The 13522-nt window shown below is 67.5% G+C and carries 6 protein-coding genes; all 6 read right to left on the bottom strand.

Annotation, left to right across the window (positions count from 1 at the left end):
* Positions 1-331: 331 nt before the first annotated feature.
* Positions 332-3055: a helix-turn-helix transcriptional regulator gene (locus AC1D1A_RS05850; protein ID WP_476947325.1), complete on the bottom strand. Its 2724-nt coding sequence runs from the start codon at positions 3053-3055 to the stop codon at positions 332-334.
* Positions 3056-3126: 71 nt separating this feature from the next.
* The gene (locus AC1D1A_RS05845) at positions 3127-5868 is read right to left on the bottom strand and encodes a LuxR C-terminal-related transcriptional regulator (RefSeq protein WP_476859125.1); all 2742 of its coding nucleotides are present in this window, start codon (positions 5866-5868) and stop codon (positions 3127-3129) included.
* Positions 5869-6152: 284 nt separating this feature from the next.
* A complete protein-coding gene (locus tag AC1D1A_RS05840) occupies positions 6153-8921 on the bottom strand; it encodes a LuxR C-terminal-related transcriptional regulator (protein WP_476947324.1) in 2769 nt (922 codons plus the stop codon).
* Entirely contained in the window at positions 8899-11643 is a 2745-nt protein-coding gene (locus tag AC1D1A_RS05835; protein WP_476856549.1) for a helix-turn-helix transcriptional regulator, read from the bottom strand. Before AC1D1A_RS05835 ends, AC1D1A_RS05840 begins: the two co-directional genes overlap by 23 nt.
* 238 nt (positions 11644-11881) lie before the next feature.
* Positions 11882-12469, bottom strand: a complete 588-nt coding sequence (gene pth / locus AC1D1A_RS05830; protein WP_223914139.1) for an aminoacyl-tRNA hydrolase — start codon at positions 12467-12469, stop codon at positions 11882-11884.
* 179 nt (positions 12470-12648) lie between these two features.
* Positions 12649-13248: a 50S ribosomal protein L25/general stress protein Ctc gene (locus tag AC1D1A_RS05825; RefSeq protein WP_028276489.1), complete on the bottom strand. Its 600-nt coding sequence runs from the start codon at positions 13246-13248 to the stop codon at positions 12649-12651.
* Between the last annotated feature and the right edge of the window lie 274 nt (positions 13249-13522).

Genomic DNA, 13522 nt, shown 5'->3' with positions numbered 1-13522 from the left:
GATCACCTCTAATGGTGGCAGTGGCCGCATCCGCAAGCAAGGAATTTGAGACCACACTTTCCTCGGGCCATGCTTGCGGTTGCTGACCGCCCTCAAGTTCCTCATTTTGAGACCTTTGTGAGCTGTTCGGGGTGGAGCTGTTCGGGATGGGGCTGTTCGTGGGACTGGCTTAAGTCAATCGCCCGAACGGACTCTGCACACGAGTAGCGTTTACCCGATTTCTGACGCCCTACTCGCCATGGCACTACTTGGAGCTACTCCCGCTGGTCCCGCAGGCCACCCGTGCTGTACGCACGCCACAGCCAGGTCACGCCATGCCGGGCCGGGCCGGTCAGGAGGGCAGCGGGCCGAGGTCCAGGAGGTCCGCCCGCCGGCCCACGCCGAGCTTGGCGAAGATCCGGGACAGGTGCCCCTCCACTGTCCGAAGTGACACACAGAGCGCGGTGGCGATCTCGGCGTTCGTGGCCCCGCCCGACACCAGTTCCAGGACTTCGGTCTCGCGGGCAGTCAACGGGGCGCCGTGATCGCTGCGGACGACCTCCAATTGCGACAACATTCCGGCCTCCACCAGGCGGTGATGGACCCGGCGCTGGACCGCGGTAAGCCGCCACCGCTCCGGGTCGTCTGCCAGGATCCGCTCGGCCTGCTGGGCGGCCTCAAGGGCAAGGAGCCCGTGCCCTGCATTGAGCGCGTCGTCGCTGATGCCAATGAGGTCGGACGCATCGGACGCCGACACCGCTCGCGCGTAGGACTCCACCAGCCTGGCTTCCGGGCCGTCGACTGCGCCGCTGCTGAGGGCGAGGGCTTCGGCGCCCGAGGTGTCACCGCCGCGGAGCGCGAGCCGCCTGATATCGGTTTCAACGCCCCGCAGGCTCTCGTGCAGGGCCTCGTCCGCCAGCCGCGCCAAAGCTCCGGCACCGCTCCCTCCGGGCCCTTCTCCGGGTTCAGCCGCCCGGCAGTACGCCTCTGCCAGCAGGTGAAGGGTTTTCGGCTCCCGGTACTCCGAGAGCCGGTAGGCCAGCACATGCTGGCTGGCCTCATGGTGGCGTCCGACGGCGCCTGCGGCGTAGGCCGCAACGGCGCGCGCAAACGGCAACAGACCTAACGGGTCGGCGATAGTAAGCTCTTCGACACTCAGCCGAAGTTCGGCCAAGCTTTCACGCATCCTGCCCTGGCGCAACCGCGAATAGCCCCGCATGAGGTGCAGCATGCCGCCGCTGTACAGCAGACGCCCAGGCTCACGGGCCGCGTAATCGTCCAGGACATTTCCGAGCCGGTCCCAGTCGCCGGCCCAGATCAGATTCAGGCAGTGGCGCACCACGAGGTCCTCGTAGACCAAGGGAAGTTCCAGGCTTGCGGTTCGGGCGCCGCCCCATGCCTCTCCGTCCAATCGCAGCCCTGCGCGGAGTTGACCTTGGGCGGTCAAGAGTTCGGCGAGGAGGGAAACTGCCGGGACCCGGATTTCGGGATAGGCGCCGGCCGCGGCGATGAGTTCGCGCAGCACAGTTCCAACTGCCATGAACTTGCCGTCCCACGAGTGACTCAGAAGCTCTGTGGCCAGCCCCCCGGCGGCTGTCACGTCCGACGGCTGTCCCGCCGGAGCGCGTCCGGAAAGGTCGGTGCACGTCGCGAAATCCGCAGACAGTGAATCCCGGGCCCGCGACTCCAGGAGCCCTGGTTCCATGGGCAGTCCAAAGGCCACGCGGTGCGTCCCGGCGTCGGGATGCTGTTGCCGGGCCGGCGTTGCGGACCCGAGCCGGGCTGCCAGGAGGGCTGCCAGGTAGGACGGCCGTCCGGAGGGCACCGGCTGTGCGGACTCCAGACACGCCACAGCGGCCTCGGTGTGCCCCGCGATGAAGTGCGAATAGGCCAGCTGGATCCGGGCCTCGGGGAGGAACCGGGCGTCCCGGATGGCGCCAGCCACCCGGGCCGCGGTCGCAGGGTCCAGGTCCGTGTTCGCGGCGACAGCGGCCTGCAGGAGCTGGATCGGAGGGATCTCTACGCCGCAGTCCATGGACCAGCGCAGCCGGTTGAGGGCCGCTCCCGGCGCGGCGGCCCGTGCCGACGGAAGCGACAACACGCTCGAACGCAGGGCCGAACTGCGGCCGGCCGGGACCCGCTGGCGGATAATCTCGCCAAGGATCGGGCTGGCCGCCCGAACCAGCCGGTCATGACCCGTGGAGACGGCAATGATGCCCGCGGTGTCCAGGGCATCAACGGCCTTGGGACCACTGATCCGCAGAATCTGGGACAGGGATAGCGGTCCGGCCATGGCAACGATCGTGGCGGCGGTCTTTTCCTCCGGTGTCATGGAGCGCAACTGCCGGTCCACAACGTCGGCGGCCGGAACTTGGGCCATGTCGGGGTTGGCCAGCAGGAACCATACTCCGTGCCGGAGGCCCAAGGCGCCGCTGGCCCGGGCATGCTGGATCAGGGACATCAGCATGAGCGGATTGCCGTCGGCCGCCTTATGGAACAACGCACTAACCCACGGAGAGACGTCGGCCCGCAGGACCTGCTCGCACAGTTGGTGGGTTCCGATCCGGCTCAGCGGGTAAAGGTCGAACTTGGAAATTATCCCGTCGTCCCAAAGCGCCAGGAACTCTTCCGGAATCATCGGCCCGGGACGGCAGGCCACGAGGATTCCCGCGGCGCCGGTCGCGGCCGCCTGCGCCAACTGCCGGACGGTCCCATGGTCGAGGCAATGCGCGTCGTCGACCACAAACAGAGGGCGGTCCGCCTCGGATTTCAGGCTGCGCGCCATCGCTTCCACGACGGCTGCGTAGGAGTCGAGTTCCCGGTCAGGAAGCCGGGACAAGTACGGCGCCAGGGCACCGAAAGGAACGCTGGCCAGAGCCGAAGTGGCGGTCAGCCGAATCAGGTGGCGGTGGGGCTCGAGTTCGCGGATGGCGGCCTTGAGGACGGCGGTCTTGCCCGCGCCCGCGCCGCCGACGATGAGCGCACCTGATCGGGTGTCGTCACGCAGGCAACGCACCAGGTCCTTGACCAGCGCCGAGCGCTCGATCAGTGCCGAGGTCTCAGCCAGGCTTTCCATCGCCGGTTCTTCCTGCCAGTTTCTGCCCGTCTTGAATAGCCGTCCGGGTTGCCGCCTGCAGTCTGCCGGGCTCAGCCGAGCCTGGCGCTGTCTGCCGGAGTCGAGATGACATCTTTGAGTTCCGATCGGCTGGCGACGTGCAGCTTCGAATACACCTGATAGAGGTGTCCCTCCACAGTGCGGACGGATACGTGCATCTGTTCCGCGATCTTGCGGTTGGACGTACCGGCAGCGGCCCGGACCGCCACTTCACATTCCCTCGCCGTCAGGGTTGAGGTTGTAAGCGACCGCAGCCCGTTCTTCGGACTGCCGAACTTGTCATCGAGGGACTGCTGCGCCCGCTGGGCGATCCGCAGCGCGATGCGGTTGCCGGCGTCGTTCGCGCAGCCGACGGCTTTCCGCACCGCGTCCCGGGCGAACACGGTGTTGCCGCATGCCTCAGCTTCCTTGGATGCTGCCAGTAACTGCTCGCTGTCAGCCTCGCGCATGCCTTCGGCCAGCCGCGAGCACAGGGCCGCAAATTGTCCGGTCACCCTCCCGCTCAGGCTGCCGAGCTTCTGGCCCGTCTGGCGGTCTCCCAGCCGGGCCGCGGCGGACTGGAACAGGAGCGCGGGGGCCAGTGCTGACGTTTCGGCGTCGTTGCCCGCTTCGGCTGAGAGCGCACGGATGGACATTGCCCTCTGGCCGAGCTCGGCCTGGGCCGACAGTTCGAAATAGCGTGTGAGCCGTTCCACCAGCCAGGCCGCGGGCGGCCTGGCCTGGGCAAGATCGTCCAGTAGCAGGCCGGCCATTTCCTCTTCGCCCTGGAGTGCGGCGGCATAGGCACACACGGCCGCGGCCAGGCCGCCCAAAGCGTCGGGGTCCTGCGCCCGAAGCTGCCACCGGCCCGCCTGGAGCCGGGACAAGGCGTCGTCGAGGTGTCCGGCATGCAGGTCCATGACGCCGTGCCCGATCTCAAACATCCCGCCCAGCCTGGTCTGGGGCTCTGCGCCGCTGTACGTCTCCTCAAGATAGACGGACGTTTCCCTGAACTTGCCGGAGAGCAAAAGGAGGAGGAGGAACCTGCCCCTGATCTCACGAACCGCATGGTCCGGGAGCTGCACGCCGGCTGTGGCCGCCAGGATCTGCTTTCCGAGGGCGAGCGCCCGCACCACGTTGCCGGTGACGGCCAGGGCCTCGCTGCGCACGCTGGCGGTCAGGATCCTTGGTTCGCTGCCCAGGTCCCCCGCGTCCACGCCGTCGGTTATGGCCAGGACTTCGTCGTAGCGTCCACGGAAAGCGGCGAGCCCAGCCTCCGCCAGGCGCAGCCGCTCCCGGGCTGCAACGGCAACTGAACTCTGTGCGGCGGGCTCGGCAGCCAGCCGCTCGGCGAACTCCTGTATCCGGGCTTCGGGGTCGGCGCCCGGGGCGGTGCTGCGTTTGTCCAGTTCCACGCGCAGCAGCTGCAAAGCGGTCCACTCGGTCAGGGGAAGCTTGGCGCACGCGCCGTCATCCAGTGCCTCCAGAACCCGGCGTGCGGAGTCCTCGTTGTTCACCGAGATGTGGGCATTGACTGTTTCGATGGCCATCAGGGCAGCGGGTTCGCTTCCTTCGACCTCCTGGACAAATCGCAAGGCGGCCGCGTGGTCGGATGCACCGTTCGCGGCGCGTGCGGCGGCCAGGGCGACCTGGGAGCTCACCTCTTCCCCGCAATCCAGCGCCCAGGCGACGCCGGCCGAGCCGCCGGTGTCCAGCGCGTCCGATTCCTGGAGAACGGCCGTGAGCCGGCGGCGGAGTTCGGCGCTGCGCCCGGGCGGGACCACGTTGGCGACAATTCCGGCGGTCACCGGATTGGCGATGCTGACCATCGGCGGATGGTCATGGGTGACCCGGATCAGGGCCCGCTCCTGGAGCGCGTCCATATCCTGCGGGTTGGCGATGAGCATGAGGGTCTGCAGCGGGACTGCCCCGGCGAGTGCCAGGAGTTCAAAGACGTCGCGCTGGCCGTTGCCGAGCCGGTTGAGGCGTGCCTTCACGACGTCCCGGATCTCTCCGGTCAAGGCGATGGGGCCGTTGCCCAGGAACCATACACCGTCCTGGCGGATCACTGTGCCCAGCTTGATCTGCTCCCGGGCCAGGGAATGGAGGAACAAGGCATTGCCCCCGCTCGCACTCCAAAGCGCCCGGGCAGCGGTCAGGGAGAACCGGCCGCCGTATTCGTGGTGCAACGTTGTTGCCGTCTCTGCGAAGTCGAACGGCCCGAGGTCCACCCGTCGGAGCAGGTCATCCTTCCACAGGCCCATGATGTCCCCGCCAATGTGCGGCATGTCAACGCACGCCGCCAGCAACGTGACATGGGACCCGGCGCTCAACTGGGCCACCATCATGCTGGAGAGCTCGTCGAGGTCATGGGCGTTGTCCACGAAGAGGACGATTCGCCGGCCTTCGGATTTGTTGTGGAGCAGCTGGGTCAGTCCGCGCAGCACCATCAGCGGGTGCTCGAGGTGGGAGGCGTCGAGGTCGTTGAGCAGGACGCTCAAGGCCCCGTAGGGAAGCTTGGAGGATATGGAGCTGCCCCTGACCTGGACTACCAGGTACTCGTCGCCGAGCTGCTCCAGGGCGCGCTGGGCGATAAAGGACTTGCCGGCCCCGTGGTCGCCCACGAGCACGATGCCGCAGCCGGAACCCGACGTCAGGGTCTCAACGATGTCGGCAACGACCTCCTGGCGGGTGAAGGGTCTGTCCTTACTGCGGCCATGACCGTTTCTTTGCGCCGGAAACACTATTTCTGTCTGGCCGCTGCCCGTTGGCAAGCCGGCGTCTTGCTGGAACATATGAGAGACCTTCGCAATCAAAGTGTGAGCGGTGATACCTCAACGGTAGGGACTAGGCGTATTTTCGGTATGCGTAAGTAGTACTCGATTACCTAGCGAGTATTCCGCCCGCTCTACGTAGCTGTACTCAGTTGGACCGGCGCTGCCGCAAGGCCCAAACCAAGTAGTCGCCATCCCGCCGCACGTGTCCGGCGCCGGTAGCGGCCCGGACACCGGGGAAGCGGCCCCGCCACGGCGGGCCGGCCGGCGGACACGGGCCCACGCGGCCTCTCCCTTGCTTGCCGCTAGTGCCCGCCGATACCGGGAAGCTGCTCACGGCCCTTGACGTTGAGCTTCGCGTAGCTGCGGTAGAGATGGCCTTCAACCGTGCGCACGGACACTTGGAGCTCTGCGGCAATCTGCCGGTCAGTGAGGCCGCGTACCGCCAGCGCCACAATGTCGCGCTCGCGGCGGGTCAGTATGCCGAGCGAGTCATCGTTCTTGGCCGCTTCGTCGCCGGGAAGGTCATCGGCCCGGTCCAGGCACCGCTTCCGCTGGGAATTGGCCATGCGCTCCCTGAGGGTGTCGCCCGCGGCCCGGTAGGCGTGCGCCGCGGCGTCGTAGGCGAGGGCGGCAAAGGCCCACAATTCCGCCGCTTCACAGGCTTTCGCGGCCTCAAGGAGGTCTGCGGCGTTGTCCGCGCTGATGGCTGCGGCGTAGGCGCAGATCGCGGCGGGCCTTGGCCCCTCGAGCCCGGCCCGGAGTTCGAGCAGCCTCGGCGCCGAGTCCGTGTCCCCCAGGGCCAGGCAGAAGGCCAGCGCGTCGAGTTCGAGCCCGGCGGTGTCCACTTCCGGGTAAGGTCGGCCGAGCCGCTTCAGTTCCGCGATGGCACCCGGGTAGTTCCCGAGCCGGGCCTTTCCATAGACCACGGCCATCGCGGCCAGCGAGCGCATGTACCGCGGCAGGGCCGCGGGTGCTGCCTCGAAGTCGGCGAGGAGTAGCTCCGCCTTCGTCTGGGCACCGACTTCGGCGGCTGCCGCGAAGGCCATGGCCGCCGTGAGCGCGAACAGCTGCTGGGGGTCGGTCAACCGCAGCGCTTCGAGCGCGGCACTTAGCGTGTTCAGGGCCTGGGCGGCCTTGCCCTGGTAGAGCAGAATGATGCCGTGCGCCGCGTGCACTCCCCCGCCGAAGGAAATCAGGTTGGGCCCGGATCCGGCGACGAAGCCGGTCAGGAGGCTTTCCGCCCCCTGCCAGTCGCCGGAGTGGATTGCGGCGGCCGCGGATCGGACGACGAGGAAGTCGGTGAGGAAGTAGAGCTCATCGTGATCGGCCCCGGCGGCCTCGATGGCCCGGGTCATCGCGGCGAGGGCGCTCAGTCCCTTGCCGCCGGCAAGGAGCCGCTCCGCGTCGAGGCAGAGCCGGAACGCCTGTACGAGGGTGTTCGACGGCGGGGTGTTCGAGGGTGGGGTGTTCGACTGTGGGGTGTTCGACGGCGGGGTGCCGGCAGCCGCGTCCCCGCCGGACGCCGCCGCGGCCGGGGCTGCCGCGTACTCGCCCGCCAGCGCCAGGACCATGGCTTCCAGAATCTCCAGCCGCTCTTCCGTGGCACGGTGAATGGCTTCGGCGTCGTCCGGCCGGGCCGCGGCGAGGCGTTCGGCGGCGCGTCGGAGCACCTGTGCCCGCTTGATGATCTCTGCCGGTGTGTGGCCCAGCGCTGACATCGTTGCGGCCCACAGGAGGGATCCGGCCAAGAGCCCGGGGATGCTGTTTCCCTGCCCGAAATCGGCGTCGAGGATGTCCCGGGCCGCCATGTAGTCGGAGGCGTTGTAGCGGGTCCGTGCTATCACGGCGCGGGCCGCCATCTGCAGTTCCGGATCCTTGACGAGGACGGCAGCCTTGCGGGCGAGCTCGTCCTCGTAAAGCCGGCTCGCCAGCACGGCCGCCCTCAGGAGCTGCCGGTCCTCGACCTCCGCGCCGCATTCGATCGACCAGCTCACTTGCCGCAGCAGTCCCTCGGCAGACGTCGGCTCGCTGTCCATCTTGCGCAGCAGGCTTTGCCGAAGTTGCAGGCTCCTGGCCGGTGAAATCAGGTTCCGCAAGGTGTCGCCGTACACGGTATGCCACAGCCGCAGCTCACCCGTCCCGGTGTCCGTGACCCGGATCAGTTCGCTGTCGATCAGTGATCCCACGGCCTCTTCGCCGGCCACCGACTCGATCAGTTCCCGGGACACGGGTTCGGCCAGCGCAACGAGGTTCAGGGCCTGCCGTTCTTCCGGCGAGCGCAGCAGCAACTGGCGGCGCACGACGTCGGTCAGCCGGTCACCGTGGCTGTTCAGGTGCCGGGTGAACAACCAGACACCGTTGCGCCGCAGCAGCGTCCCGTCGTTCCTGGCGTCGTCCAGGAGCCCGTTGAGGAGCATCGGGTTGCCCCCGGAGGCCTCCCAGAGGATCTCGGCGACGTTTGGCAGCACTTGCGAGCCGAGCTCGCCCTCCAGCATCTCTGTGGTCTGCGCGAGGGTGAGCGGGCGCAGGTCGTGCCGCTCGGCGATGCCTTCAAACCAGAGCTGCAGGAGCGGTTCCGGCAGTCCGGGCCGGGCCGCCGCGCCCACAAGCAGTTTCGCCCAGCCGGCCGCCGCCAGCTCCGCGAGGATTCCGGCCGTCGCCTCGTCGAGATCGTGTGCGTCGTCAACGACCAGCAGGAGGGGCTTCTGGGTGGCCCGCTTCTGCTCTTCCAGATGCGCCCACAGCGTCCTCAGCACGGCCAGCTGCGATGTTGCTTCCTGGACCGGCAGTCCGACGATGAAGGGACCCAGGACACCGTAGGGCACCTTGGTCAGCGACGCGCTGCCGTGGATCGGCACCGGCGTCACCTCGGGCCCCAGTTCCCCGACGACGGCATCGATGAGCCTTGATTTGCCCATCCCGCTGTCGCCGAGGACGAACACGGCCACATGGCTGCCGCCCTGGAGGGCTTCCACTGCCGACATCAAATCTTCCGACCTCCCGGTCAAGGCGCGGGCCGGCGCCGTGCCGGGGTTTCCCGCCGGCCCCCTAGATGAGTCCAAGCAGATCACTTCGCGAAGAAACGCCGAGCTTCGTGAACACCTGGTACAAGTGGCCCTCCACGGTCCTGACGGAAATGCCCACTTCCAGGGCGATGTCCTTGTTGGAGACCCCGTTCCCGGCCAGGGTGGCGATTTGCCGCTCCCGGTCTGTCAGCAGCGGGCCCTTGTTGCGCGGCATGACGGGCAGCGCCGGTACGGACTCCGAGAGGCTCTCCAGCATGCTGTAGGCGGCGTTGGCGCTGGCGGTCAGTCCGGCGCCCTTCGCGAAGTCGAATGCGAGCGCGGCGCACCGGGCCTGGACGGCGTCCAGTTCGAGGCCCGCGGCCTGCCCGGCGGCTTCGAGCATGATCGCGGCGTCCTTCTTCCGGCTGCCGACGGCGACCGTCCGGGACAGCTCGGCCAGCGGCCCCTGCCGCAGCCCGGCGATTTCCTCCATGAAAAGAAAATCCTTGACGGTGCCGTTGACGGTGGCCCCGAGCATGCAGATGCCGGCCAGGGTGTAGCGGCCCTTCCGGAAATGCTCCTCCGCGGTCCGTATCAGCCGGTCCTTGGCTTCGGGGTCACCGAGCCACCGCGACGCCATATCCATGCAGAACTCGGTGGAACTGCCGACCGTGAAGCGGGCCGGGCCGTCAGCCGAGCGGGCCCGGTCCAGGTAGATCGTGGCCTGGACCGAGTTGCCGGTCTGGGCGTAGGCAAAAGCAGTGGCGGCGTAGGCCTGGCGCAGGGACTGCAGGCTCGCCCGCACCTCCAGCTGGGCGATCGCGGCCAGCAACGGATCCAGAGCCATGTACCCGCGGCCGGCATAGACATAGGCGAGTCCGACGGCGAGGTCCGTTGCGGCGCTGCCGGAATGCAGCCCGTGCCCGGCCCGGCCGCTCGCGTCCTTGAGCATGTCGATGGCTTGGCGCCAAAGGCCCGAGAGGAGCAGCACGTTGAAAGAGCGCCAGGCGAAGTTTTCCCGGATGCGCGGCACGTTGGACCACTCGCCCAGCTGTCCGCCGATTTCCCGCATGAGTTTGCGGGCGTCGAGTTCGTGGCCGGTCATGGACCAGGCCTCCATCAGGATGATGGCCGACCTGAGCCGGTGCACGGGATCGGCGCCGGGCACGTCCGTGGTGGCCGCGGTGGTAAGCCGCTGCATCATGGGCTGGAAATCCCCGATGAAAGAGAAATAGTTGAACTCGCACAGATCCAGGCAGAGCCCCGCCCGGGCAAGCGCCGCAGGGGCGGGGGACGGCTCGTCCAGGCTCAGGTCCTGGAGCCGTACCCTGGCCTGCCCGAGCAGTTCGGGGACCTGGCCGGAGCGGTCGTCCAGCCACGCCATGCAGTCAGCCTTCGCCGCGATGAATTCGGCGAAGTTCTCGGCCGCAAGGCCGTTGACCTGCCGTTCGGAGACGTCGTCCAGCGCGGACATGGCCTGCAGCGGCAGGCCGAGCTGGAGGTAGGCAGCCGATTTCTGGAGCTGCCCTTCGGCCCATTCAGGGTCCGAGGGAGAGAGGCTGCCGGCGCATTTGAGGGCAAATTTCGGGTCGAAGAGCTTGACGGCGGCACTGGCAGCCGCGACGGCGTGGGCGGGGGCCAGCTGGGCGTGGCAGTCGTGGGTCCACGCCGCGTAGGCCAGCAGGTCTTCGACTGTCAGTTCGTCCAGTTCATGTTCCTGGTGTCCGGGGACCTTGTCCCGGAGCTCCAGCCGGCGCTCCACGCTGAGCCAGTTGCGGACAATGTCGCCGAGGTAGCGGTCGCCCAGCGTGACGAGGTGCCGGTCCGCGCGGTCGACCACGATCTGGCCGGCCTCTTCCATGTCGGCGATGACACCGGGGCTGTACATCCTGGCGAGCCGGGACAGGGGCAGGGTCCGGGCGCAGGAGAGGACGTCGATGACCTCCCGGGCCTCGGGTGTTTCCCTGGCATACCTGGCCCGGACAATATCTTCCAGCGCCGTGCGGCCATCCAGCACAACCTCATCGAGCAGTGTCCACACGGATCCGGACAGGACAAGGTTTCCGCGTTCGATTTGTTCGGAGACGACGGCCTGCAGGAGCGTGGGGCTGCCGCCGACCAGCTGGTGCAGCTGGCTTGCCAGGGCGGTCGAGACCCGATGGCCCAAAGCTGACTGCAGGACCTCCAGCGTCTCGAGTTCGGTCAGGTTGGCGAGCCGGACCTCGGCGAGCTGGCCGGAAGTGATGAGCCAGTAGAAATCGGGCGGAAGGTCAGTGGTGCGCTGGGCCGTTGCGATCAACCGGGCGGTCCGGGTCTGGAGCAGGTTGAGCAGGACCCCGGTGCTGAGTTCATCGAGGGCACCGGCGTTGTCGAGCAGGATCACGCACTGGCGCCCGGCGGCGTCGTCGCGGATCAGCGAGGTAATGCCGTGCAGGATGGCGGTCGGCGAGCCCAGGGAACTCTGCGGGAGCCGCGCAAGGGTGAAGGCGAGGCAGCCGTACGGCGTTGCCGAACCCGGCCCTGAACTGCGGAGCTGGATGGTGTACACCTCGGGGCCGAAGCCCGCGAGGGCGGTCCGGCCGACAAGCGTTTTGCCCACGCCGCGGTCGCCGGTGATGACGACGCCCATCCGGTCCTGGGCAAGCAGTTCCTGGCGGACACGCTCGGCATCAGCGTTCCGCGCCAAACCGGACCAGCCGTGTCTCGCGACCTGGCCGGCAGCATGTTCTTCTTCGGCGGGTGCCAATGTAGTGGAAACATTCCCCCAGCCCAGCGAATCCCTCGACATGTAGTTTCCTTCGTACCGCTTTGCAGACAGCAACCCCGGACTGCCCACTTAGAAGTAGCGTATCCCTATCCCCCGACGTGAGAGTAGACAGATCATAGCTGGAATGCGGAAAGCTTGGAAAGGAAACACGCAATCGGCATGCAACTTAGTCGCCGGCCGCCGGCCGCGGGCCCGGGCCGGCCCGCGGTCGGGGCGTTTCGGCTGCGTGGTGTTTTGCCTGCGTTTACGTCCGGGAGGGCTACGTCGCCTTGGCGGGGTGGAACTTTTGTTGGGCGGCGGTGAGGCCGTCCCGGACCAGGAGTTCGACGGCGTCGGCAGCTGAGTCGATGAGGAAGGGCAGTTCTTTTTTCTCCGGCGCGGAAAAGTCACGCAGGACAAAGTCCGCGGTCTCCATCCGTCCGGGCGGACGCCCGACGCCGACCCGCACGCGCAGGTAGTCCTTGGTGGCCAGGGCCTTGGAGATGTCGCGCAGTCCGTTGTGGCCGCCTTCGCCGCCGCCGATCTTGAGCCGCACGGTGTCGAAGGGGATGTCGATCTCGTCATGGACGGCAATGACGTGGGCCGGATCGATGCCGTAGAACTGGGCCAGGGCAGACACTGGGCCGCCGGAGACGTTCATGTATGACAGCGGCTTGGCCAGCACGATCCGGGGTCCGCCGATGCCCAGGCGCCCTTCGAGGACCTGGGCACGCGATTTGTGCGATTTGAAGCCACCGCCGACGCGCGAGGCGAGTTCGTCCAGGACCATCTGGCCGACGTTGTGCCGGTTGTGGCTGTACTCGGATCCGGGGTTTCCAAGGCCTACGATCAGCCAGGTGTCGGTCATGGGTCAGTCCTTCGGTGGGACGCAGCCGGGGGCGCGGCCAGTGGGGCGGGTCAGGTGGGACGGGTCAAGTGGGTCGGGGCAGGCAGCCGGCTACGGGGCGCGTACGGCGCGGGATACGGCATCAGAGACGACGGCGGCCGGGCCCCTGAGGGACCCGGCCGCCGTAAAATTCAACGGAATTACTCGGCTGCTGCTTCGGCCGACGGTGCGGCTGCTTCGCCCTCTTCGCCCTCTTCGACGTTTTCGGTGGCCTCGGAGATGTTGACGACGAGCGCTTCGGGGTCGGCCAGCAGGGTGGAACCCTTCGGCAGGACGAGGTCGGAAGCGTGGATGTGCTCGCCGGCGCTACGGCCTTCGATGCTGACCTCGATGGCGGTCGGCAGGTGGGTTGCCTCGGCCTCGACGGAAACGACCGTCATTTCCAGGTTGTGGACGTTGCCCGGGGCCAGCTCTCCGCTGAGGTGAACGGGCACGTCAACGGTGACCTTCTCGCCGGTGCGGACGGTCAGCAGGTCGAGGTGCTCGATGATCTGCTTGATCGGGTTGCGCTGGATGTCCTTGACGAGGGCCAGGTGCTGCTCGCCGTCGATGTCCAGGGTCAGCAGGGCGTTGGCGGTGCGGACGGCCAGGGTGGTGGCCTTCGCCGGCAGGGTGATGTGGATCGGCTCGGCACCGTGGCCGTAGATGACGGCCGGGATCAGGTTGGCCATGCGGGCGCGGCGGGCGAAGCCCTTGCCGAATTCGGTGCGGACTTCTGCTGCGAGCTTCTGCTCAGACATGGATATCTCCTCGTGGGATTTCAAGCTGTGGGACTAAACGGTGTTCAGCAAGGGCGGAGGTCTGTTTACGACCTTCAACGCCGGGCTGCCGTACGGCTGCCCTTCAGAAGGAGATTCAGACCCAGTCGATTACGGAGACCAGCAGTCCGGGTTCCGATTAATTTCCCGTCAATAAGGAATTCAATACAGAATGCCGGCGCTCTCCCTCGCCAAGGTTTCGGTACAAGGCTACCAGCGGAAGGACCGGTTTCAGAAACCGGGCCCTCCGCCGGCC

This window comes from Arthrobacter sp. P1_B9 (genome assembly GCF_056406495.1).
The sequence above is the reverse complement of the archived record's forward strand: the minus strand, read 5'-3'. Positions and strand labels throughout refer to the sequence as shown.

Bases quoted from the DNA above. Each gene is read 5' to 3' on its own strand.
- AC1D1A_RS05845 (WP_476859125.1), bottom strand. From the start codon at position 5,868: ATGTTCCAGCAAGACGCCGGCTTGCCAACGGGCAGCGGCCAGACAGAA.
- AC1D1A_RS05835 (WP_476856549.1), bottom strand. From the start codon at position 11,643: ATGTCGAGGGATTCGCTGGGCTGGGGGAATGTTTCCACTACATTGGCA.
- AC1D1A_RS05825 (WP_028276489.1), bottom strand. From the start codon at position 13,248: ATGTCTGAGCAGAAGCTCGCAGCAGAAGTCCGCACCGAATTCGGCAAG.
- AC1D1A_RS05850 (WP_476947325.1), bottom strand. From the start codon at position 3,055: ATGGAAAGCCTGGCTGAGACCTCGGCACTGATCGAGCGCTCGGCGCTG.
- pth (WP_223914139.1), bottom strand. From the start codon at position 12,469: ATGACCGACACCTGGCTGATCGTAGGCCTTGGAAACCCCGGATCCGAG.